20 protein-coding genes are annotated in these 22,519 nt (G+C 48.3%); 13 read left to right on the top strand and 7 right to left on the bottom strand.

The features are described 5' to 3' along the window. A partial coding sequence (locus ABUL11_RS08090; protein ID WP_350283355.1) for a TonB-dependent siderophore receptor occupies nucleotides 1-2,140 on the top strand: 2,140 nt, incomplete at its 5' end. Nucleotides 2,141-2,514: 374 nt separating this feature from the next. Here the strand turns inward: ABUL11_RS08090 and ABUL11_RS08085 are convergent. Further along, nucleotides 2,515-2,709 carry a type II toxin-antitoxin system RelE/ParE family toxin gene (locus ABUL11_RS08085; protein WP_350283356.1) on the bottom strand — a complete coding sequence of 65 codons (195 nt, stop codon included), beginning with the start codon at nucleotides 2,707-2,709 and terminating at the stop codon, nucleotides 2,515-2,517. Between the two features lie 100 nt (nucleotides 2,710-2,809). After that, the gene (locus ABUL11_RS08080) at nucleotides 2,810-3,085 is read right to left on the bottom strand and encodes a CopG family ribbon-helix-helix protein (protein WP_350283354.1); all 276 of its coding nucleotides are present in this window, start codon (nucleotides 3,083-3,085) and stop codon (nucleotides 2,810-2,812) included. Between the two features lie 126 nt (nucleotides 3,086-3,211). Between ABUL11_RS08080 and ABUL11_RS08075 the strand changes: the two genes are divergently transcribed. The 6 genes from ABUL11_RS08075 to ABUL11_RS08050 all read left to right on the top strand — a co-directional run bounded on the left by ABUL11_RS08075 (nucleotide 3,212) and on the right by ABUL11_RS08050 (nucleotide 8,034). Beyond that, nucleotides 3,212-3,661: an NUDIX hydrolase gene (locus tag ABUL11_RS08075; protein WP_350283353.1), complete on the top strand. Its 450-nt coding sequence runs from the start codon at nucleotides 3,212-3,214 to the stop codon at nucleotides 3,659-3,661. Nucleotides 3,662-3,930: 269 nt separating this feature from the next. Continuing rightward, nucleotides 3,931-4,542, top strand: coding sequence for a hypothetical protein (locus ABUL11_RS08070; RefSeq protein ID WP_350283352.1), 612 nt, complete (start codon nucleotides 3,931-3,933; stop codon nucleotides 4,540-4,542). Between the two features lie 140 nt (nucleotides 4,543-4,682). Beyond that, nucleotides 4,683-5,156: a YbhB/YbcL family Raf kinase inhibitor-like protein gene (locus ABUL11_RS08065; protein ID WP_350283351.1), complete on the top strand. Its 474-nt coding sequence runs from the start codon at nucleotides 4,683-4,685 to the stop codon at nucleotides 5,154-5,156. 96 nt (nucleotides 5,157-5,252) lie between these two features. Beyond that, complete coding sequence (locus tag ABUL11_RS08060; protein ID WP_350283350.1) at nucleotides 5,253-5,777, top strand: adenine phosphoribosyltransferase; 525 nt, start codon at nucleotides 5,253-5,255, stop codon at nucleotides 5,775-5,777. A gap of 210 nt (nucleotides 5,778-5,987) precedes the next feature. After that, nucleotides 5,988-7,301, top strand: coding sequence for a serine--tRNA ligase (gene serS / locus ABUL11_RS08055; RefSeq protein ID WP_350283349.1), 1,314 nt, complete (start codon nucleotides 5,988-5,990; stop codon nucleotides 7,299-7,301). Between the two features lie 46 nt (nucleotides 7,302-7,347). Continuing rightward, nucleotides 7,348-8,034, top strand: coding sequence for a DUF6781 family protein (locus ABUL11_RS08050; RefSeq protein WP_350283348.1), 687 nt, complete (start codon nucleotides 7,348-7,350; stop codon nucleotides 8,032-8,034). Between the two features lie 43 nt (nucleotides 8,035-8,077). Here ABUL11_RS08050 and ABUL11_RS08045 read toward each other — a convergent pair whose 3' ends face one another. The 5 genes from ABUL11_RS08045 to ABUL11_RS08025 are packed head-to-tail and all read right to left on the bottom strand — an operon-like array spanning nucleotide 8,078 to nucleotide 12,380. Continuing rightward, nucleotides 8,078-8,782, bottom strand: coding sequence for a 2,3-bisphosphoglycerate-dependent phosphoglycerate mutase (locus ABUL11_RS08045; RefSeq protein WP_350283347.1), 705 nt, complete (start codon nucleotides 8,780-8,782; stop codon nucleotides 8,078-8,080). Nucleotides 8,783-8,828: 46 nt separating this feature from the next. Beyond that, the gene (locus tag ABUL11_RS08040) at nucleotides 8,829-9,890 is read right to left on the bottom strand and encodes a fatty acid desaturase family protein (RefSeq protein ID WP_350283346.1); all 1,062 of its coding nucleotides are present in this window, start codon (nucleotides 9,888-9,890) and stop codon (nucleotides 8,829-8,831) included. Nucleotides 9,891-9,904: 14 nt separating this feature from the next. Further along, on the bottom strand, nucleotides 9,905-10,354 hold the full coding sequence (locus ABUL11_RS08035; protein ID WP_350283345.1) for an HIT domain-containing protein: 450 nt from the start codon (nucleotides 10,352-10,354) through the stop codon (nucleotides 9,905-9,907). A 15-nt stretch (nucleotides 10,355-10,369) separates the two neighbouring features. Then, nucleotides 10,370-11,200, bottom strand: a complete 831-nt coding sequence (locus ABUL11_RS08030) for a phosphocholine cytidylyltransferase family protein (RefSeq protein ID WP_350283344.1) — start codon at nucleotides 11,198-11,200, stop codon at nucleotides 10,370-10,372. Between the two features lie 19 nt (nucleotides 11,201-11,219). Next, complete coding sequence (locus ABUL11_RS08025) at nucleotides 11,220-12,380, bottom strand: cysteine desulfurase family protein (protein WP_350283343.1); 1,161 nt, start codon at nucleotides 12,378-12,380, stop codon at nucleotides 11,220-11,222. A gap of 325 nt (nucleotides 12,381-12,705) precedes the next feature. On the opposite strand from ABUL11_RS08025, the gene rpsO reads away from it, so the two are divergent. The 6 genes from rpsO to ABUL11_RS07995 all read left to right on the top strand — a co-directional run. Then, nucleotides 12,706-12,975: a 30S ribosomal protein S15 gene (gene rpsO, locus ABUL11_RS08020; RefSeq protein WP_347888479.1), complete on the top strand. Its 270-nt coding sequence runs from the start codon at nucleotides 12,706-12,708 to the stop codon at nucleotides 12,973-12,975. Nucleotides 12,976-13,166: 191 nt separating this feature from the next. After that, nucleotides 13,167-15,293 (top strand): polyribonucleotide nucleotidyltransferase, encoded by a 2,127-nt coding sequence (pnp, locus tag ABUL11_RS08015; protein WP_350283342.1) that lies wholly within the window; start codon nucleotides 13,167-13,169, stop codon nucleotides 15,291-15,293. A 349-nt stretch (nucleotides 15,294-15,642) separates the two neighbouring features. After that, nucleotides 15,643-16,710: a DUF481 domain-containing protein gene (locus tag ABUL11_RS08010; protein WP_350283341.1), complete on the top strand. Its 1,068-nt coding sequence runs from the start codon at nucleotides 15,643-15,645 to the stop codon at nucleotides 16,708-16,710. Between the two features lie 282 nt (nucleotides 16,711-16,992). Continuing rightward, nucleotides 16,993-18,546: an efflux transporter outer membrane subunit gene (locus tag ABUL11_RS08005; RefSeq protein WP_350283340.1), complete on the top strand. Its 1,554-nt coding sequence runs from the start codon at nucleotides 16,993-16,995 to the stop codon at nucleotides 18,544-18,546. Between the two features lie 100 nt (nucleotides 18,547-18,646). Next, nucleotides 18,647-19,864: an efflux RND transporter periplasmic adaptor subunit gene (locus ABUL11_RS08000; RefSeq protein WP_350283339.1), complete on the top strand. Its 1,218-nt coding sequence runs from the start codon at nucleotides 18,647-18,649 to the stop codon at nucleotides 19,862-19,864. A 17-nt stretch (nucleotides 19,865-19,881) separates the two neighbouring features. Next, the coding region (locus ABUL11_RS07995) for an efflux RND transporter permease subunit (RefSeq protein WP_350283338.1) at nucleotides 19,882-22,519 on the top strand (2,638 nt) is incomplete at its 3' end.

Raw genomic sequence — 22,519 nt, 5'->3', positions numbered from 1 at the left:
AAAAACCACGAAAGGTCTGACTGGCAGCTTTACCGTGCAAGAAGGATTTGCCCAGCTGTTACGCGGACAGGGATTGCAGGTTATACGCAACGCTGGCGGCGTATATTCCCTGCAAGTGGTCTCTGCCTCTTCTGTGGAAAGTGGAAACACCACAACCTTGCCGGTCATGGTAGTGGCAGCTGCGGCAGACAGGGGGATTACCACCGAAGGCACCGGCTCCTACACTACCAGCCAATCCTCCTATGGTAAGGGACAAACGCTCAGGGAATTGCCGCAAACCGTTACGGTGATGACGCGCCAGCGTATTGATGATCAGCAACTGAAAACAGTAGATGATGTGCTGGCTTACACACCGGGCGTTACAGTCCGACAAGATACTACCATGACTTCATCCTTCTTTTCGCGAGGTTTCCAGATCACGAATTATCAGATCGAAGGTAACAGTCCATTGTATGGCGCAGGTCTGTACAACGACGGCCTCAACACATCACAACTGGATCTCGCCATGTTCGATCATGTTGAAGTTCTGCGCGGCTCCGATGCACTCTACGGCACTTCGGGTGCACCAGGTGGCGCTATCAATCTAGTGCGCAAGAAACCAACGAAGCAGTTCCAGGTGAAGGCGCTGGCCCATGCAGGTAGCTGGAATAATTATCGCGGTGAACTGGATGTTAGTGGATCGATCATGACAGGACGTATTCGCGGGCGCCTCGTCGGTGTCTATGAGGATCGGAAATATTTCTATGATTATGGTAAGAGCGATAAATATCTGTTTTATGGCATCGTTGAGGCAGACGTCACCGATAGCACCTTGCTCACCGTGGGCGCCGATGTCATGCGCCAAGATCAAGGGGGATATATGAGTTGGGGCTTGCCGCGCTATTCGAATGGAGAAGATCTCGGCCTGCGGCGTAGCTTCTATTTCGGTGGGCCAGACGACCGCTGGCTGAAGAAGAACAATAAACAGTTCGTCCGACTTGATCAGGCGATTGGCACAAATTGGACCCTGGGCATTGAGGCATCACGGGCAGAAAGTAGGAATAGTCGCACGAATTTGGGATGGTTCGGGCCGGTCGATCCGATCCTCTTAACAGGTCCGGAAGGTTATGATCAGGATTTCAATTACAACGAAACACAGCAAACGCTCGATGCCGTGCTGAAGGGAGCATTCCATCTGCTTGGTCGCGAACACAAGCTGACCTTGGGTGCAAATATCAACAGACGAAAATCCCCCTTCATAGCTAGGACTCATAATCTTAACCGTCCCTCTCCGAATATATTCGAATTTGACTTGTCCGACTATGCTTCAAACGACCTCTACATTCTTAGCAATGATGGCAATCCAGAAATCTTGCAAAAGGGTGTGTATGGGTCACTCGTGGCTCAAATCGCGGATCCTCTGAAATTGATTCTTGGTGGACGATTGAGCTGGTATAAGTATAGCAATGTCTCTAATAATTTTGACCAGAATACGGGTGCTGTCAGGGCCACATCTTTAACAAAATACGAAGATAACATGATTTTTACGCCTTTCCTGGGCGCGGTTTATGATATTACAAAGCAATGGTCCACCTATGGCAGCATCGCTGAAACCTACCAATCGCAGGCAAACAGTCTCAAAGGACCTCGGCCTGGTACACCGCTCGATCCTATCACCGGACGCACTTATGAAATCGGCGTCAAGGGCAGTCTGTTCAATGAACGACTAAATACCAATCTTGCTTTCTTTTCTATCAAGCGCAATGGTCAGGCGGTGTCGGATCCGGATAATCCACCCTTTTTTGGCGATCTGGGCAGCAGCTGCTGTTATCTAGAGGATGGCCGCATCACCAGCCGAGGTGTGGACATTGAGATCAGTGGCGAGATCGTGTCGGGTTGGCAGATTCAGGCTGGCTACACATTCAACGACAATCAGAATAAAGCAGACAGCGGCCGCTACAGTACTATTACACCGAAGCATCTATTCAAATTATGGTCGAGTTATGAGCTGAGAGACATATTGAGTGGCCTGAAACTGGGCGGTGGCCTCACCGCGCAAAGTTCGAATTATCAGAAGGGATCGGCAAGAACGTACAGCCGGGATACTGAACAATTCGATGGCCCTCTGATTCCGTTTGAATTTAGCGAGCTAGGTGTTTAGTCCCGCGATGTACTGGTCGATCTGTTTGCACAATACCGCCTTAACAAGCACTGGTCTGCGACCTTCAATGTCAACAACGTCTTTGATAAAAAATACTATCAGACTATCGGGACTAGTGAAAGGCTCAACTGGTATGGTGCACCGCGTAATTTTCTGGTGAGCATGCAGTACAATTACTGAGATCTGCCAACAACATAATTTATTGATCTGGCACGGATTCATGAGAAGAAATCTCGTGTCAGATCAGCAGCAAGTGGTAAGCGCGGTAGATGCGGTGAGGTACGAACGCGTCGCTTGGATTATTCTCCAGCCATTACTGGAAACGATTCAATCGCATTATCCCAATTTTCAGGATAAATTCCATGTGCGACATATTAGCGAGAACGTTTAAAATTTTGGGGCCATTTTCTGGCTGTATGTATGGCAACCAGGATGCGAATATCCTTACTGGTTACCTGATAGACGAGAATGTATGGAAGATCATGCAATACTATCTCGCGCGTACCAGAAACACGACCAGGTCGACCAATTTCGGGATGGCGCGATAAATTATCAGCAGCGGCTTTTATTCTGATTAAAACGTGATAAGCAACATCGGCGCTTTCTTGTGCAATAAATTGCCAATTGATTTTAAATCTTCCAGCGCTTCGTTAAGCTATACAACAGCCCTCATGTTTTAAATTTATTGATGATGGCATCAACCTCATCACTCGAATGGAACTGTACATTTTTTCCCGAAGCCATATCCAGGCGTTCTTGGATTTTTTTTGTTCGCCAATCGTAAATTTCCAGATAGTGATCGATAGCCTGATTAACCAGCCAATTCCGGGAACGATCCAGGCTGCTTGCATTAGCATCCAATTTTTGTTGTTTTTCTGGTGTCACTGATACACTCATACGTCCGGTTTCACTTGCCATTTTTAATTCCTGGATAAAAGTAATCATAAGTAATCGTTATATGGGTAAACTGGATTTACAAGTTGAAATTACAAGCAAATCTCTGATGGATATCCGGGTTCATACGATCCTGATTTCCGTTTTTTTGAACAATTTACTTTACGCACCCATCTTATGACCTGGAAGCCCAATGTCACGGTTGCCGCTGTCATTGAACAGAATGGTAAATATTTACTGGTGGAAGAAACTTCCAAGAGCACTGATATACGGCTCAACCAACCGGCTGGTCACTTGGAGCCCGGCGAATCCATCCTCCAGGCGTGCAGCCGGGAGGTGCTGGAAGAAACCGGCCACAGTTTTCAGCCTGAAGAATTAACCGGTATTTATCATTGGACTTCTGCCTCAAATGGCATTACTTTCCTGCGGTTTACTTTTTCAGGTCGGGTCACTGCCTTTGATCCCGCAAGAAAACTCGATACCGGTATCGTACGGGCAGCCTGGTTCAGCATCGATGAAATTCGTGCAAAGCAGGCAATGCATCGCACACCTCTGGTCATGCAATGTATCGAAGATTATCACGCCGGGAAAAAGTATCCACTGGATATCCTGCAGTATTATGATTGACAAATAACCTGCCGGAGCAAATTCGGGCCGGGAAAATGTACATAATCGGGCATAGTGGAAAATACGGCCGGCTAAACCAGCAGGAAGGAAAGCAACAAACCTGTCATGGAAATACATCGTTATATTGCTTGCCACGTTTTTTGTTATACAATCCAGCGGCGGTTCATGTAATCGTTGATAAGGACAAATCAGGCTAAAATCAATAAACTAGCTGAAAAAGAAATATATTTGAATAAGGTCGAAACTCGAGATTATAAGATGGAGAGAATATGAACAAGGTTCTTCGAAATAGCGGCATTGCAGGGTTATGCCTCGCATTATCAATATTTTTATTATCAGCACCTGCATCAGCTCAGCTAATGCTTGCACATGAGGGACATCATGATGCTGGAGGATGTAAAATTGAAGAGGGAGATTTCCCGGTAACGGTCAGTGTTTATGAGGTTCCTGAAGGGAATATCCCTCCCATGCACTCATACTGCAATCACATTCCTGATGCCGGCAAAATCAACATGACAGTCGAACTTTCCGACTCTCAGACACGCGAAGTTCCCATTGCTGTAAGAGTCCTGATGGAGGGGCATGAAAACAGCGATCACGGAGCGCATGAAGTACTGTACATGCCTGCCGAGAAGTATTCGTCCGGCATTATCGTCGTTGCCACCAACCTGGAACACCTCGGGCAATATACGGTTCAGCTCGAGACAGAAGACAGTGCAGGCAAGGTCAAAACTGCAGTTAAAATCCCGGTACATGTCGGAGGTGGTGGTGGTCACGACCACGGATCCAATTTTGGCATGCTGGAAATAATTTTACTTGCTGTCGTAGCCGGGGTAGGTACTTTCATTTTCATGCGCTCGAAAAAAGCTGCAAATGCTTAACACATCAATCCGGCTGTATCGAAGCATGCAATAATGGTCAGTAGATCAGCGTGCATGCTTCATTCGCCTGATATTTTAAAAAATAGTGGCATCAGCCGCACGATAAAACGTATGTTGATGCCAGTTTTATAGCAAGAATTATGACCTTCAGTTTGACATCCCCATCTTTTTCTCACCAGGGTTTCATACCGGTGTGCCATACCTGTGATGGCAAAGATTTTTCACCGGAACTCGCCTGGACCGGTATACCGGAACACACCAAAAGTCTGGTACTGATCGTCGATGATCCGGATGCGCCTGATCCGCAAGCACCCAAGAGAATATGGGTACACTGGATTCTTTACAATATCCCGCCTGCCGCTCGCAAATTACCGGAACAAGTAACCGTTGCCGAATTACCTTCAGGTACGCTCGAAGGCGTAAATGACTGGGAACGAACCGGCTATGGTGGACCCTGCCCACCCATTGGAACCCATCGCTATTTTCATAAGCTGTATGCACTGGACACTCTGTTGCCCGATTTGAACCAGCCAACCAAAGCGATTCTGGAAAAGGCCATGCAAGGGCACATCATTGCTCAGACTGAACTGATTGGCCTTTATCACCGTCCCTGACAACGTCTGACAAAGCAATCAGGTTGAACCGATCAAATCCAGTCATGCACCATCCTGACTGATCCTACCTCGATTCAGCTTGCCGCCCTTCTTTATATGTCAATCAAATCACGTATTCGCACTATCCCGCATTATCCTCATAAAGGCATCATGTTCCGGGATATCACCACACTCCTGAAAGATCCGACCGGACTACGCACCACTATTGATGGAATCGTCCAGCGCTATCAGGCAGAAAAGATTAACAAAGTCGTCGGCATTGAATCACGTGGATTCATCATTGCTGCACCGGTCGCGTATGTACTGGGAGCCGGATTCGTTCCCGTCCGCAAACAAGGTAAATTACCCGCCGAAACCATCGGTTGCGATTATCAGTTGGAATACGGTTACGACAAGGTCGAGATTCACGTGGATGCGATCAATAAAGGGGATCGCGTATTACTGATCGATGATCTGATTGCAACAGGTGGAACGATGGAAGCTGCAATCAAGCTGGTTCAGGAAGCAGGTGGCGAAGTAATTGAATGCTGTTTCGTGATCGATTTGCCCGATATCGGTGGAAGCAGACGACTGCGGGAGCAAGGTCATCAACTGTTTTCACTCTGCAGTTTTGAAGATTAACCCTGTTAACGCATACTGTTCTGATCAGAAGAGTTCGCAGATCTCTATTTTCAATCCAGAAAAACTATTGCAGTGCTAATATTTGTTGTTTTGCTCGATCGCATTACTCGCTGATCGAAACTCCCGGAACGATTTTCCTGAATAAGCAGACACTTTTATCAACCCGGTGGGACAACCTGCCAGTCGTTGATTCGTGGAGCCCGTTTACACATGTTAGATATCCAACAATTACGCAGTAACCTGCAAGACATCATTACCCGCCTTGCGCAAAGGGGCTACGATTTTCCCGTAGCGGATTTCGAATTTCTGGAAGGTCAGCGAAAATCCGTTCAAACCCTGACTCAGACATTACAGGCAAAACGTAATTCAGCCTCCAAACAAATTGGAATCGCCAAGCAACGAGGTGAAGATGTCAGTCTGATCATGGCCGAAGTAGCCAATGTGGGCGATGAACTCAAACAGGCAGAAAATCAGCTCGAAGCCATTCAGACCCGATTGCAGCAGTTATTGCTGGAAACTCCCAATCTGCCGCACGACAGTGTTCCGGCAGGCAAGGATGCGAACGATAATCTGGAAATACGGCGTTGGGGGACCCTGAAAACGTTTGATTTTCCGGTACGAGATCATGCCACCATTGGTGAACACCTCAAGCTGATCGACTTTGAAACAGCCGCAAAGCTGAGCGGTGCACGCTTCAGCCTGCTGAAAGGCGAATTGGCGCGACTTCATCGTGCCTTGGTGCAATTGATGCTTGATACACACACCCAGGAAAATGGTTACAACGAAATCTATGTGCCCTATCTGGTCAATGCGGACTGTTTGCGTGGTACGGGACAGTTGCCAAAATTTGAACAGGATCTTTTTGCTGTTCGATCCGGCGCTCAGGATGAATCAGACAACCCGGACAAAACAGGTCCAGTGGGTCTGCATCTTATCCCGACGGCTGAAGTTCCTCTTACCAATATTGTACGAAACACGATCGTTCCACTTGAAAGCCTCCCGTTTCAATTCGTTGCGCATACGCCCTGTTTTCGTTCCGAGGCTGGGAGTTACGGCCGAGATACCCGTGGACTGATCCGCCAGCACCAGTTCGATAAAGTCGAACTCGTACAAATCACTCATCCGGAAAAATCCCATGAAGCGCTGGAGTCACTGGTAGGTCATGCTGAAAAGATTCTCCAGAAGCTGGAACTACCTTACCGTGTCATGTTGCTGTGTACGGGTGACATGGGATTCTCTGCTGCCAAGACTTACGACATCGAAGTATGGCTGCCTGCACAGCAAGCCTACCGCGAAATCTCGTCATGCAGTAATTGTGAAGCATTCCAGGCGCGGCGCATGCAGGCACGCTTCCGTAAGGGGCAAGAAAAACCCGAACTGCTGCATACGCTCAACGGCTCCGGATTGGCAGTCGGACGGACACTGGTGGCCATTCTGGAAAATTATCAAAATGAAGATGGCAGTATTACCATTCCGAAGATTTTGCAGGCTTATATGGGTGGCATTGAGCGTATCAGCCTATAATGCACATCGTATTCGCCTGTATTAACTCTATAAGAGGAGGATTCTGATGCAAAACGATAATCACAGTACGGTTCAGCCGGAAAAGGATGTTGCCCGGCTCACGGAAGAAGTCAGGGAGGCAATTGCACATGGTGGTGATATTGAGAATGCCGTCAGAAATCTCACGCTCCAGGCAATGCATTCCAATGGTCTGGATATTGAATCTCTGAAGCAGATAGCAACTGCTGTCATGAAGGGTACACAAGAAGGCGTCCAGCAAGAAATGACACATGCTGCCGAGCAATCTCACGCTGCCCAGTCACAAATCACCCAGGCGGTTGCCGGACTGGATACCGCTTTTGCCCAACTGGCCGGTGCATCCAAACTGGCTCTGGAAGAAGCATCCAGCAAGGCAAAACAGTTCTCTGACAGCGAACTGGCCAAAGCTCAGGCAGATCTCAAAGATCTGGAAAGCATATTTCTGGATACGCTGAAGCATACAGCTACTGCTGCGCAGGGTCTGATTGCCGAAACATTACAGGATATGTTGTCCCATGCACAACACAACGGTACCGCAGTAGGAATGCAGCTCAAGGATACACTGGCCGTTTTTGCCCATCAAATAGCTTCAACCGGCCGCGCGCAATTCGAGGCAGGTGTGAAGCTCACCCAAACGACCGCAGATCTTTTGTACAAGATTTCCACCGGGGTGTTATCCGGCATTACCGGCCAAACCAACCGGGACGACAGGTAATCACTTTTCCGCTCAGGAAATACTTTGGGAGCCTCAGTCAAGCTTACAAATAGTAGCGCTTCACCGGTACAAGTGAGTGATCGAGCTCATAACAAAGCGGATGACCCGTTGTAATCGACAGGCGCATGATCTGTGCGCCTGTCAGCCCTTCAAGCTGCATAACCAGTGTTTTTAAAAGATTCTGATGTGAGACGATCAGCAAGCGTTTCCCCTGCCTGATTTCAGGAAGAATAGTTTCCTGCCAGAGTGGCCGCACTCGCTCCAGTGTCTGCTGCATACTTTCTGCCAAGGGAAGTTGAGTACGATCGACAGCCGCATAACGTTGCTGGTTTACCGGCGCACGCGGATCATCCGGCATCAGCAGCGGAGGTGCTGCACTAAAACGGATCTGGCTTTTCATTGTCGACCAGATACCGAATTTCCGGATAGCAGCCCAAGGGCGCATCCCTTCCAGTGCACCATAATGACGTTCATTCAGCCGCCAGGATCGGTATGTCGGGAGATGATTCACACCCATGACTGATTGCACCAGCGCGAGTGTGTCATTGGCGCGCTTCAATTCTGAACAAAAACAGGCATCAAAAGTAAAACCTGCCTGCTTGAGCAGATGGCCCGCTCTCAGGGCTTCCTGCTCACCCTGCGGGCTAAGTACGATATCACCCCAACCCGTAAAATGCCTATCCTGATTCCAGATGCTTTGCCCATGGCGAAGTAATACCAGCCGGATTGGCTCCTGCGTTTCGTTCACAAACGGTTGCAGCCTTTCTGAAGCAGGGAAGATATGACGATAAATATCAGCTCCGTGTGTTATTTTTATTTGCTGCCGCTGCAGCAGATTCCTGCCAGATTTGCTTCAGCGCATGTCCCAATCCATTCCGGCCTGTTTGCACGATCAGATCATTCCCGCCCAATTCCTGCACAAGCCGTCTATGCGCCTTACCAAGATTATGATACGGCAGACTCATGAAAAGATGATGCGTAGCGTGGTAACGCAACCCGACAGGTGCCCATAATGCAGTCAGAAAATTACCGGGAATATTAACGGAATCAAGATATTGCTCGACCAGGGTAAGACTGCGCTCACCTTCATGACGATAAGCATGCGCAGCCAGAGTACGCAATGAGTTCATAATGAAAATAGCGGCAGCAATGGCGTACCAGAGCAACAATACCTGCCAGGGCAACTTTCCCAGCATCACACTACTTATGACAATTGCTGCAAATAAAAACGTCGCCCATTCCTGTATCCGCCAATAATGATCATTACGAACAGCATCCGCCTGGCGAATATAAGCAGGGTTGATTGTCAGCGAGGAAGCCCGTTCCCAAACGATTTTCCGCAACGGTGGAATCAGATACGAAATCGGCGTCAGCAATAAAAACCGCACCACCAGCAGCAGCGGTAGAATGAGCGAAAGTAGCACATACCCTACCAACCCTGATGGATGCTGTGTGGCAAAGGGAAGATATTCTCCATCCTTGCCGGTACCATAAATCCCGGGTTTATGATGATCATAATGGACACCATCATAGGTGAAAGACGGAATCATGAAGGGAATGCCACAAGTCAGATTCCATACCAGCCGGAACAATTTGAATGTTCCACGTTCGAGATGGGCAAGTTCATGAATGAAAATCGCGGCACGATAAAAGGCAAATACGGCTACGCAATAAGAAAGTATCTGCCAGATGGAAAGCCAGGATGTATGAAGGGTGACAGCAAAAGCTGTCCAGCCCAGTACGATATGAAACAGAAAATCCAGCCAGTAAATTCTGGGGTCAGGAGTCATCAGATCACGCACCAGTGCACGTGCTTCGTACAGAGGGAAATTGGCTTGGGTTGTATTATCAGCCATGGTGATACATTTTTTCAGTAACATTCCCAGCAGGAAATCAGATGCTCGATGATCTGCTGATTCATTTCTTTATCTATCTCGTTGATTCTGCTGAAATCGGGTACACCCGGCCAGCCGGCATCAAGAAAGGTTTTTCCGGCAAACTCTCTGGCCTGTGCATAACGGGGAATGACATGAAAATGGACATCGGGGTCGACCATCATCAGCATCAGATAATTCAACTTATCGTACTGAAAAGCTTTCTTTAAAGCAGTGTCGATCTTGTCGGTCACAATCTGCAATTCTGCAAAACTGGCGCTGCTCAATGCAGAAAAACTTTGCACCGGTTCATGCGCGACCAGGATCAAAGCACCCAAGGTAAGCTGCGCCGGACGCAGCAATACGCTCCAGCACCGAAACTGGCAGATAACCGTATCAGGAGCACCAAATTTCTGCATGGTGCCATTGAATATCTCCACACTCATCGTTTTTTCTCCAGATCAGCCAGGTACGCGTAACAACTGATCAGACCGGGGTTGACCTGCAGCATCTGTTTCCTTGCAGGCAAAATGTTTTTCCGCTTTCTGCAAATCCTGGATAAAGTCGATTTCACACCAGCGGCTCCCGGCAACAGAGTAACCGTTTACCATACCCTGCCCGGCCAGCGCACTGATGATCGCCAAATACCACGATCCAAGTTTTTCCGGTTCACGCAATCCCTGCTCCACTGCTTCACGAAAAAGTCGGGCACCTTCCTCGCTGAAACGAATCAGGCCAATCGATTCTGCATCCGTTTCCCCGGCAGACAATTTTTTACTGACCTGTCTGACCTGATTTTGCGGGCCGAGCTGCACTTTCATATCGTCCTGATCGAATTCTGCTTTGAAGTCGATGCACAGGTTGATCGGCGCTGTTTGTGTGTGTAACAAGCCTGGCAGCAGATCATCTCCCAGCAATGTATCTCCGTTGAGCAACAGAAAACCGGCCTGCATTTCGTTACGCGCAATCCAGCAACTGGCCAGATTATCCGCCACCTCATAAAAAGGGTTGAACAGAATACGGATATTTGCTTGATCATGGTAGCGCTCGGCAATCAACGCCTCCACCTTACCGATCTGGAAACCGGCCACAATCACGATCTCCCCGATGCCGTTGGCCAGTAATGCATCGATCTGCCAGGCGATGACCGGTTTACCTGCTACTGGCAACAGGCATTTGGGTGTATTTTCGGTCAGGGGTAACAGCCGTCTGCCCTGCCCTGCACTCAGAATGATTGCCCTGGCGGGAAAATCATCCCCCTGTTCAATCATTTTCATACCCGAATCATTCAATTACGGTTTCCTTTTATGTTCATACGTTGAATAACGCGCTCATATTCTTCAATTCGTCAGTGATATGCTTCACTGCTGCAAGAAAAGAATCGACCTCCGCCATTGTATTATCCACCCCCAGGCTTACACGCACCGCACACCTCGCCAGAACAGGTGACACATTCATCGCTTCCAGCACATGACTTTTCCCCGGCGTTGCGCTGGAACAGGCTGCTCCGCTGGCCACTGCAAACCCCTTTTTATCCAGACGAACCACCAGTGTATCTCCCTCGATATCCGGCAACGCAAAATAGCAGGTATTGGGCAAACGGGGAGCATCCAATCCGAATACCGTAGCACCCATTGCCAGCAGACCATGCTCAAGTCGATCACGTAACATTGCTGTTTTTACTGACAATTCTGCCATTCTCGACATGGCGAGCTCACAGGCAGCACCAAATCCGACGATGGCCGGAACATTCTCAGTGCCGGAGCGCAAACCGTTCTCATGCCCTCCGCCATCGATTATGGGCCTGACCGGCAAACGTGGATCAATGATCAGTGCTGCCGCACCCTTGGGTCCATAAACTTTGTGTGCAGACAACGTCAGGGCATGTACACCAAGTTCAGTAAAATTCACCGGAATTTTACCAAATGCCTGCACAGCATCCGTATGCATCCAGGCCCCCTGTGCTCTTGCAACTTCGGCAACCGGAGCAACCTCCTGAATCACGCCGGTTTCGTTATTCGCCAACATCATTGAAACCATGGCAGGCCTGGCTGCAGCAAGCACATCAGCAGCATCATTTACCTTGACCCGTCCTGCAGCATCCACCGCCAGATAATGCAGTTGCCATTTTTCACCATTTCTCCTTGTCAGTCCTCGTGCAGGACGCATGATGCAAGGATGCTCGATCGTACTGACAGCCAGCGCAGAAGGCTTCAGACTATCCGACACTCCACGAATAAACAGATTGTTCGCCTCTGAACCGCCACTGGTAAAAATAACCTGTGCAGGCTGAACGCCCACGGCCTGAGCCACCTGTTCACGTGCACGATCGATTGCCCGATGAGCTGCCAGCCCAAGAGAATGGCCGCTGGATGCATTGCCATAATATTCACGAAAATAGGGCAACATCCTATCCAGCACTGCATCATCCACTTTGGTAGTGGCATTATGATCGAAGTAGATCTGGGTCATGAGATATGCTAACCAGGCAGATATGCCGAATGACTCATCCGGCAGCTTCCTGATACTGAAAACAATAAAGGATGAGTATATTGAAAATTGCAGGCTACGGATACGATCTCTCGAAAATACCCGCCTCAAATTGAATCGATATCCGGCCAAACACTTGTATTAATTCACGCATACCTATTGTCCAATGAAGAGAATAATCAGGCAATCAGCAAAAGATGAATCGGTTCCGTCCCAATACCTTGATTTGATTTGGCAAGCCTTTTATTAAAGAGTAAAATTACCGGCCAGTTAGGTATATGGATCAATTTTCGAGCAGGAGAACATAATGGCGGTAACAACCGATCAAAAAAATCAGGTCGTACGGGATTATCAAAGAGCCGCAGGAGATACCGGCTCACCAGAGGTGCAGGTAGCCCTTCTGACAACACGAATCAACAGTCTGGTTAATCATTTCAAGGAACATGTCAAGGATCATCACTCCCGTCGTGGCTTGCTGCGCATGGTCAGCCGCCGACGCAAACTGCTCGACTATCTGAAATCAAAAAATAACGACGGCTATCGCACCCTGATCGAGCGACTTGGTTTGAGAAAATAGGACTTACACCATGGGGGAGTGTATACGTATACCGTACCCCTTCCACGAATCATCGCAGACGACTGCGAGGAAATAACATACCCGGTTGAACCTCTTCACGCGAAACTAAACGACCTCGGTTGCCCGCAGTTAAATGCGAGTTTGCAGATATAGTCATCTTGGGCATAAATTGACTAGAGAAGGATTATTAATTGAAGCCAATAAAAAAAAGTATAACCTACGGACGCCATACACTCACTATTGAAACCGGAGAAATTGCCAAGCAGGCGCATGGTTCTGTCATTGTGTCCATGGATGAGACGGTTGTACTGGTAACTGCAGTAGGCGATAAAAAAACCAGACCCGGACAGGATTTCTTTCCACTCACCGTAGACTATCTGGAAAAGTTTTATTCTGCTGGCCGTATTCCGGGAAGCTTTTTCAAACGTGAAGGTCGCCCTTCCGAAAAAGAAACACTGACCTCCCGGCTGATCGATCGACCGATACGCCCGCTTTTTCCTGATGGTTTTTACAACGAGGTGCAAATCGTTGCCATGGTGTTGTCATCCGATACTGAAATCGATGCCGATATTCCCGCAATGATCGGTACCTCAGCAGCACTCATACTCTCGGGCATCCCTTTCGATGGCCCAATCGGTGCAGCACGGGTGGGTTATATCAATAATGAATATATTCTCAATCCGACCACTACCCAGCTCAAGGAATCTCAACTCAATCTCGTGGTGGCCGGCACGCAGAAAGCGGTGCTGATGGTTGAATCAGAAGCAGATGAGCTTTCTGAAGAGGTCATGCTCGGTGCCGTGACATACGGGCATGATCAGATGCAGCAAATAATCGATATGATCAATGAACTGGCTGATGAAGCAGGTGTAACTGCCTGGGACTGGCAACCGGCAGAAAAAGATTTATCACTGGTCGAAAAAGTTACCCAACTGGCCGAAGCTGATCTGCGCAATGCATTCCGGCTGAAACAAAAATCCACCAGGACCGAAGCAATCAATGAAATCTGGCAGCGCGTCTTCACCGAATTGAAGACAGGTACTGAAGAAGGTCCTGCTGAACAAGCAGTCAGAGAGATTGGTTTTTCACTTGAAGCCAGAATAGTACGCAACAGTATTCTTGATGGAGAATCCCGGATCGATGGTCGCGGCACCCGCACCGTCCGGCCAATCACCATTCGCCATGGCGTGTTACCACGTACCCATGGCTCTGCACTGTTCACACGTGGTGAAACACAAGTGCTTGCGGTTACCACACTGGGAACGACACGTGACGAACAGAAAATCGATGCGCTGCAGGGAGATTATTCCGAACGTTTTATGCTTCACTACAACATGCCTCCTTTTGCCACAGGCGAAACCGGAAGGATAGGAACCCCCAAACGGCGTGAAATCGGTCATGGGCGGCTGGCCAAGCGTGCTTTGCTGGCAGTGATACCCCCGGTAGAAGAGTTCGGTTATTCGATGCGTGTAGTCTCGGAAGTGACTGAATCAAACGGCTCCAGCTCAATGGCATCTGTCTGTGGTGGATGTCTTTCCCTCATGGATGCGGGCGTTCCGCTAAAAGCGCATGTAGCCGGCATCGCCATGGGATTGATCAAGGAAGGCAACCGGTTTGCCGTGCTGACTGACATTCTCGGTGATGAAGATCATTTGGGTGATATGGATTTCAAGGTAGCAGGTACCGAACATGGCATCACTGCCCTGCAAATGGATATAAAAATTCAGGGAATCACGAAAGAAATCATGCAGGTCGCTTTGCTCCAGGCAAAGGAAGGGCGCCTGCATATTCTGGAAATCATGAAACAGTCTCTTCCGATTGCAAGAGAAAATATTTCAGCCCATGCTCCACGCATCCTCAAATTTAAAATCAACCCGGAAAAGATTCGCGATGTCATCGGTAAAGGAGGGGCCGTGATTCGTGCCCTGACCGAAGAAACCGGGACGACTATCGACATTTCCGATGATGGTTCCGTGACGATTGCGTGTGTCAGCAGCGAAGGTGGAGAACAAGCAAGAAAACGTATCGAAGATATCACTGCAGATGTCGAAGTTGGAAAAATTTATGAAGGAACCGTACTCAAATTGCTTGATTTCGGTGCCATTGTCAGTGTTTTGCCAGGAAAAGATGGGTTACTCCATATTTCACAGATTGCCAACGAACGTGTCGAAAATGTTGCTGATCATCTCAAGGAAGGACAGACCGTTCGTGTCAAAGTGCTGGAAGCAGATGAAAAAGGCCGACTGCGGCTCAGCATGAAAGCAGCCAGTGCCGACATAGCAGCGACTGCAGATCATTCGGGAAATGCTGAAAAATAAACTGGTACCATTTTTTTATAAACTGCAATCAGAGTCATTTCCAGATCTCTCCCGGAAGTTGCATTTGTTCCATTCTGAAAATGATCTCCGGGAGAAATTTTCTCCAGGCTGGAAAATACGGTGAACATCGAGCAGTATTCACCTCGGTTTCGGTTCATGTCTTATATCGGAATAACCCATCTTCAGGGTGTTCCGCTGATTGGGATAAATGAATCCATCCCAGCAAAAAACAACCCCCATACGGACTGTAATTTTCGAAAGCTGGCTTTGCCTGATAAAGTCCCGTTGTCCGATTCACATATTCATTCTGATCATATTCACATTCCGCAATAACATTAAAGAGAAAATAATGGAAAAGAAATTGTCAGTTTTGCTGTTTATACTTCTGGTTTGTTTTACGCTGACGGCAAGGGCCGATGAAATATTGCTTAAAAATGGTGACAGGATTACCGGAACAATCATCAACAAGACTGGTAATACCCTTGAAATAAAAACTGAATATTCGGACAAAATATCTGTTAAATGGAGTGCAATCGAAAGTTTCAGTACAACTCAGCCCATATTACTAACCCTTAAAAACAAGGAAGAAATGACGGGTATGACCGAAACTTCTCCGGATAATACATTGAAGATCAAAAAAGAAGGTGTCTACCAGTCCGAACCGATTCCTTTATCTGAAATTGCTGAAATCAATAAAAAATTCTTTTCCGGTCAGGTCAATGCAGGTGGTGCAATATTTTCCGGAAATACACAACGGCAGTCTTATAACCTGAATACCGACCTCGTTGTCAGGGGAAGGGACGACCGTGTTTCTTTCGGTGGACAGTTCAATTACGCAGACAGCAAGTCACGGGATTCAAATGGCCAAAAGGAAACCGAGCTGAATGCCCGTAATTTCCAGCTTTATGGAGATTATGCACATTTCTTTACCGATGTCTGGTATGGATATGCTCACGGCTTGTTTACCAATGACCGTCTTCAGGATATCAAATTGCGATCTGCATTTGGTATTGGTGCTGGTTATCAGATTTTCGCAACAGGCGATCTCAATCTATCATTTGAAGCAGGCCCTGATTATGTAAACGTCGATTTTTACGATTATCCCTATCAGTGTGAAAAGAAACTTACAGTTGACCCTGCTGCATGCAATCGGATAAAAGACAGAAGCAATGTGGCCGGTCGTTGGTCTACTCGTTATGATCAATGGATCTGGAACCGGGCTGTACAGCTTTTCCATACGCACGAAGGACTTGCGGCCAGTGACCTTTTTATCCGTACTCGCACTGGTTTTCGTGTACCGCTCTGGTATGGATTTCAGTTCGTCAATGAGGTTCAGGTGGATTATTTCAGTAAACCTGCACCTGGCAAGGAAAAATTTGATACCCGTTACCTGTTCAATATTGGTTACGGATTCTGATTTTAGAACACTTCCAGCCTAATTTCTTCAATTCTATCGAGATTGATTTAGGGTAACCAGCTTCTCAGAGAAAGCTGGTTTACCCCGGCCGTGTTACGGGAGAGAAAAGAATTACCTTGCAACGAACTTATCTGCATGTTTGCGGTCTACGTAAGGCACTGACCATGTTTTCATGGTCCTCCCCCGCCCTGTAAAACCGCCTGAATCTACTGCAAAGTACATGCAGAAAATATAAATGATACAAACTGGACTTTATATCTCCAAGGCTAAAAAAGGAGTGGTATGTCGCTGTATTTGAAATTTTCTGACCAGTTATTTGCAATGGTCGCATCTGTATTTACCCGTCCGACTGAAGCCTCTGATTCCAGATACCGAACATTCCTGGCGACTAAGCCAGAACACCGTCAATCTCTTCTGCTGCTGTTGCTATGTTCAAGTCTGCTGGTAACTTCTTGCGCCATGGGGCCGGATTATTCACGTCCTCAGATCGATGTTGCGCAAAATTACCGTCTGACACCAACAGAAGGGCGGTCCATCGCCAATCTCCGCTGGTGGGAGCTACTCAAGGATGAAAAGCTGCAATTGCTGATCGACCAGGCTCTGCAGGGAAATAAGGATCTCAAACAGGCAGCAGCCAGTGTTGAGGAACTTCAGGCTCGCTTGCGTATTTCCAATATGGATTTCATTCCTAACGTGAATATCGAAGGTAACGCACCGGCGCTTGGTACCATGGGTGGATTCAGCCGCCCCGGATTTCCGACACCTTATAATTACTTCGGACAGACCATCCTGAACTGGGAGCTGGATATCTGGGGCAGGCTCCGCCGTGCAAATGAAGCTGCCCGGGCTGATCTGCTGGCCCAGGAAGAGAATCGTCGTGCGGTTGTTCTGACACTGGTAAGCTCAGTCGCACAATCCTACTTCGATCTCTTACAGTTCGATATGCAGCTGGATATAGCCCACCATGCACTATCCTCATGGGATGAATCCATTGCAATCTCCAGAGCACAATTACAAGGAGGGCTGATTTCCCGTCTTGATCTGGATCAGTTCGAAGCTGAACGTGCCCGAGCTGCTGCTCAAGTGGCTGAATTAGAGCGACAAATCATTCAAAAAGAAAACGAACTCAGTGTGCTGACGGGAAAAAATCCTACTTCAGTCTTGCGGAAGCAATCACTAAATGAGCAACTTATACCACCCGAAGTACCTGCCGGCCTACCTTCCGAACTGTTACAGCGACGCCCCGATATTCTGCAGGCGGAGCAGACATTGAAAGCAGCTACTGCCCGGATCGGAGCGGCTAAAGCAGCACGGTTTCCAAGGATATCACTCACCGGCTTTCTGGGGCTGTCCAGCCCGGCATTATCTGGTCTGTTGGATTCCGGCAGCGAATTTGGCGTCGGTGGATTCGGGCTGGCAGCACCACTGCTGAATTCCCAATCTCTCGGTTTTGAGCAACGGGCGGCAGAAGCACAGGCAAGACAGGCGCTGGCAAAATATGAACAGACTATCCTGGTAGCATTCAAGGAAGTTGAAGATTCACTTGCTGCCATCCGGACAGCACGTGAACAGTACCAGGCCCAGCAGCTACAGGTAGAAGCGCTGACTTCGGCTTTACAAACAGCAGAACTGCGTTACGAGAGTGGAATTACCAGTTACGTCGATGTACTGCTTGCAAAACGCACATTATTTGATGCCGAATCCGCTCTCACCGCTACACGTCGTCTTCATCTGGTTTCCATCGTCCAGCTTTACAAGGCGCTGGGGGGTGGCTGGCTGGCCGAAGGCGCCAATACTCCTCTGCCAATATCCACTGGCCTGCTACACCATGACTAAAATAAATGATATATCCGGTGCACCGTTGCTGGCAGACCGGTTCCATCAACCATAAGATATTTTTGATTACTTTCATTACCGAATTACCGGGAATAACGTCATGTATCAAACGCTTCGTCAATCACTCATGCAAACTGGCCATACCATAACAGGCATCAGAACGGGAGTCCTGCTCATTACTTTCCTGGCTGGCTGCTCGATGCAATCATCTACTGATTCACAACCCCCGGTGCCCGAGGTTCAGGTAATCACTGCCACTACCCGCACGATTGCGGATGAGCCTGAATTTATCGGACAGACCGAATCTTTCCGGCCGGTTGAAATCCGTCCACAAGTAAATGGAATCATCAAAAAGATATTTTTCATGGAAGGCCGGAACGTCAAAAAAGGTGACAAACTATACCTCATCGACCCGATACCCTTTAACGCCGCCTACAAAAACAGCAGGGCGCTAGTGGCTCAGGCACGGGCACGGCTCGATCAGGCTAACAAGGATCTGGCCCGCGTACAGCCACTGCTCAAGCAGAAAGCAGTCAGCAAAAAAGAGGTCGATGACGCCGTGGTAGAAATACGCAGTGCAAGGGCAGCACTGGAAGCGGCACAGAACGTGATGGTCAAAGCTAAATTTGACCTGGATAACACACTCATTACTGCACCGGTGGATGGCCGGATCAGTCGCAGTCAGTTTTATGAAGGCCGTCTCGTTGAAGCACAGGCCAGCCTGCTGACTATCATCGATCAACTGGATCCCATGTATGTGAATGTAAGTGTTCCGGAAAGCTATCTGCTGCGTCGCCGCCGCGAAATTGCTGAGCACAGGCTTGAGAAACCCGACAGTATTTTTAAATTGCGCGGAGTGATGACTTTCTCCGATGGTAGCGTCTATCCGGAAGAAGGAATCCTGGATTTCGAGGATATCGCGATCCGGCCTGAAACCGGCACCTTGCAAGGACGCTTCGCATTCCCTAATCCATCCGGGAAAAATGCCCCTGGTCAGTCTTATTTCTATCCTGGTCAGTTCGTCAAAGTTCGCATCAAAGGTTACAACAGAACAGAAGTTGTTCTAGTCCCTCAGCGTGCCGTGCAACAACGGCCGACCGGCTCATTCGTTTATGTCATCAGCGAAGGAAAAGCCGAGCTCCGGCCGGTGCAGGCCAGCGCATGGCACGGCAGCGAATGGCTGATCGAGAGTGGTCTGCGTGCCGGAGAACAAGTTGTCGTGGAAGGGGTACACCGCGTTCAGCCGGGAGCTCCGGTAACGACCGTTCCCTTCCAGGAAAAAGAAAGCCAGATTTCCCTGACTAACCATCAAGAATAAACCGCATAAGGCGTGCCATGAGTTCCCGTTTTTTCATTGAACGACCGATTTTTGCATCGGTACTATCCATCATCATCGTCATCGTTGGTCTGGTTTCACTGAAAAATCTCCCGATTGCTCAGTTTCCCGAAATTACTCCACCTGTAGTACAAATTGACGCTGATTATCCGGGTGCCAGTGCAGAAGTGGTGGCAGAAGCAATTGCACGCCCGATAGAAGTACAACTTCCCGGTATCGATAATCTTCTGTACTACGAATCCAGCAGTACGAACGACGGGCACATGACCATGAGGCTCACGTTCGAAATCGGAACAGATATCGATATCGCACAAGTACAAACTCAAAACCGACAGAAACTAGCCGAACCACAACTGCCCGATGAAGTTATCCGACAAGGCATAACGGTCAAGAAAACCTCCCCCGATCTATTGTTAGTCGTTGCACTGAGTTCTACCGATCCCGCCCACGACACTATATTCCTGTCGAATTATGCCCTGCTCAGGGTACTCGATAATATAAAACGACTTCCCGGTGTTGGGGATGCTTCAATCTTTGGCGGTCAGAATTATTCCATGCGGCTAATTCTTGATCCCGTCCGGATGGCGCAACTCAATCTCACACCGAGTGATATCGTCGCTGCCGTTCGTGAGCAGAATCGGGATTTTCCTGCCGGGCGTATCGGCCGTGAACCCATGATCAATGAAACCGAGCTTACCATTCCCGTTATGACTAAAGGACGGATGAGTGAGGTAAAAGAATTTGAAGAAATGATCATCCGAGCCTATCCGGATGGTTCTATGGTACGGCTAAAAGATGTCTCAAAAGTAGAGCTGGGTGCGCAATCTTATGATCTGCAGGCACGCTGGAACGGACGACCCAATACTTTTTTGCTGACTTATCTTTCACCCGGCGCCAATGCACTTGAAACAGCACAGCGTATCCGTAATGAAATGGACAAGCTTGCTAAAGATTTTCCGGCCGGCGCATCTTATGATGTTCCTTACGATACCACTACATTTATTGAAGTTTCTATCCACGAGGTTGTAAAAACCCTGGCAGAAGCCTTGTTGCTGGTGGTACTGGTTGTTTTTGTCTTTCTACAAAGCTGGCGTGCCACGCTGATACCGGCTATCGCTGCGCCCATTTCCCTCATTGGCACATTTATAGGAATGGAAGCGCTGGGGTTCTCGGTCAACACACTTACTCTGTTTGGCATGGTGCTTTCCATTGGTATTGTGGTGGATGATGCGATTGTCGTAGTAGAAAACGTCGAGCGCCATATAGCCAATGGCCTCACGCCCAAAAATGCCGCAATAAAAGCCATGCAGGAATTATTCGGAGCACTGATCGCCATTATTCTGGTACTTGCTTCGGTATTTTTGCCCGTCGCATTTCTGGGAGGCATTACCGGTGAATTGTACAAACAATTTGCCGTAACCATTGCATTGTCAGTCATGATTTCCGGATTCGTTGCCTTGACACTCAGCCCTGCGTTATGTGCCCTCGTACTCAAACCCGGCCATGATTCTCCTAATAGACTATGGAAAATTTTCAACCAAACATTTGACTGGGCACAAACTCGCTACGTCAGCGTAGCCGGTACACTCATAAAAAGATCAGTGCTATCGATCTTCGTTTTTTTAATAGTAATATTTTTTGCCGCCGGTTTATTCAAAACAGTGCCAGGAGGCTTTCTTCCGGAAGAGGATCAGGGCTATTTTATTACAATCGTCCAACTTCCAGATGGTGCTTCCATTTCCCGCACCCAAAAGGTTCTGGAAAAAATAGAGAATTATTTTCTGTCCATTCCAGCTGTTCATTCGACTGACGCAATGGCAGGCATGAATTTTGTCTTCAGCAGTCGTGGTCCGAATCACGCCACGATGTTCGTGCCGTTGCATCACTGGGATAAACGCAAAAATACCGATGAGCAGGTTCAAAGCCTGATCGCCAATGCCTTTGGTGAATTTGCAAAAATCCCTGAAGCTCTAGTGCTTGCCTTTAATGCCCCCTCAATCCGCGGCCTGGGCGCAACGGGTGGCTTTTCAATCCAATTACAGGATCCAAGCGGAGGAGATTTTTCAGAATTTGCCGAGACCGCACAGGCATTTGTAGCCAAGGCCATGGAACATCCGGCTATAGGAATTGCCGGTACCAATTTCCGCGTCAGCGCCCCTAGACTATATGCTCATGTAGATCGCGAACGTGCCAAAGCCTTAGGAGTGCCCATATCCGATGTCTTCGATACGATGCAGGCTTATTTTGGCAATTTGTATGTGAATGACTTTATCAAGTTTGGTCGTGTCTACCGGGTACAAACCGAAGCACCGCCTGAGTATCGGTCCAGCCCGAGCAATATCAGCGATATCTATGTCCGTGCCCAATCAGGAACGACCAGTACAATGATCCCGCTTGATTCTGTGGTAACAGCTGAGTTCAACAGCGGCCCGGATCCGGTTACCCATTTCAATGGATTCAACTCCGCGCTCGTACTGGGGAATGCAGCACCAAGCCATAGCTCCGGACAGGCTTTGGAGGCTCTGCAAGAAATAGCAGATGAAGTTCTGGCGCCCAAAGGTTATACCATCGACTGGAGCGGAATTACCTATCAGGAAAAAATGGCAGCCAGTGGACAAAAAATATGGATACTTTCCT

It is taken from the genome of Nitrosomonas sp. (assembly GCF_040256045.1).
Lineage (GTDB): Bacteria > Pseudomonadota > Gammaproteobacteria > Burkholderiales > Nitrosomonadaceae > Nitrosomonas.
The sequence above is the reverse complement of the archived record's forward strand: the minus strand, read 5'-3'. Positions and strand labels throughout refer to the sequence as shown.

What these genes read in the sequence shown, in the direction of transcription:
- ABUL11_RS08065 (WP_350283351.1), top strand. Translation starts at nt 4,683, where the DNA reads ATGACCTTCAGTTTGACATCCCCATCTTTTTCTCACCAGGGTTTCATA.
- rpsO (WP_347888479.1), top strand. Translation starts at nt 12,706, where the DNA reads ATGGCGGTAACAACCGATCAAAAAAATCAGGTCGTACGGGATTATCAA.
- ABUL11_RS08050 (WP_350283348.1), top strand. Translation starts at nt 7,348, where the DNA reads ATGCAAAACGATAATCACAGTACGGTTCAGCCGGAAAAGGATGTTGCC.
- ABUL11_RS08075 (WP_350283353.1), top strand. Translation starts at nt 3,212, where the DNA reads ATGACCTGGAAGCCCAATGTCACGGTTGCCGCTGTCATTGAACAGAAT.
- serS (WP_350283349.1), top strand. Translation starts at nt 5,988, where the DNA reads ATGTTAGATATCCAACAATTACGCAGTAACCTGCAAGACATCATTACC.
- ABUL11_RS08060 (WP_350283350.1), top strand. Translation starts at nt 5,253, where the DNA reads ATGTCAATCAAATCACGTATTCGCACTATCCCGCATTATCCTCATAAA.
- ABUL11_RS08005 (WP_350283340.1), top strand. Translation starts at nt 16,993, where the DNA reads ATGTCGCTGTATTTGAAATTTTCTGACCAGTTATTTGCAATGGTCGCA.
- ABUL11_RS08000 (WP_350283339.1), top strand. Translation starts at nt 18,647, where the DNA reads ATGTATCAAACGCTTCGTCAATCACTCATGCAAACTGGCCATACCATA.
- ABUL11_RS08025 (WP_350283343.1), bottom strand. Translation starts at nt 12,380, where the DNA reads ATGACCCAGATCTACTTCGATCATAATGCCACTACCAAAGTGGATGAT.
- ABUL11_RS08035 (WP_350283345.1), bottom strand. Translation starts at nt 10,354, where the DNA reads ATGAGTGTGGAGATATTCAATGGCACCATGCAGAAATTTGGTGCTCCT.
- ABUL11_RS08080 (WP_350283354.1), bottom strand. Translation starts at nt 3,085, where the DNA reads ATGATTACTTTTATCCAGGAATTAAAAATGGCAAGTGAAACCGGACGT.
- ABUL11_RS08010 (WP_350283341.1), top strand. Translation starts at nt 15,643, where the DNA reads ATGGAAAAGAAATTGTCAGTTTTGCTGTTTATACTTCTGGTTTGTTTT.
- ABUL11_RS08070 (WP_350283352.1), top strand. Translation starts at nt 3,931, where the DNA reads ATGAACAAGGTTCTTCGAAATAGCGGCATTGCAGGGTTATGCCTCGCA.
- ABUL11_RS08040 (WP_350283346.1), bottom strand. Translation starts at nt 9,890, where the DNA reads ATGGCTGATAATACAACCCAAGCCAATTTCCCTCTGTACGAAGCACGT.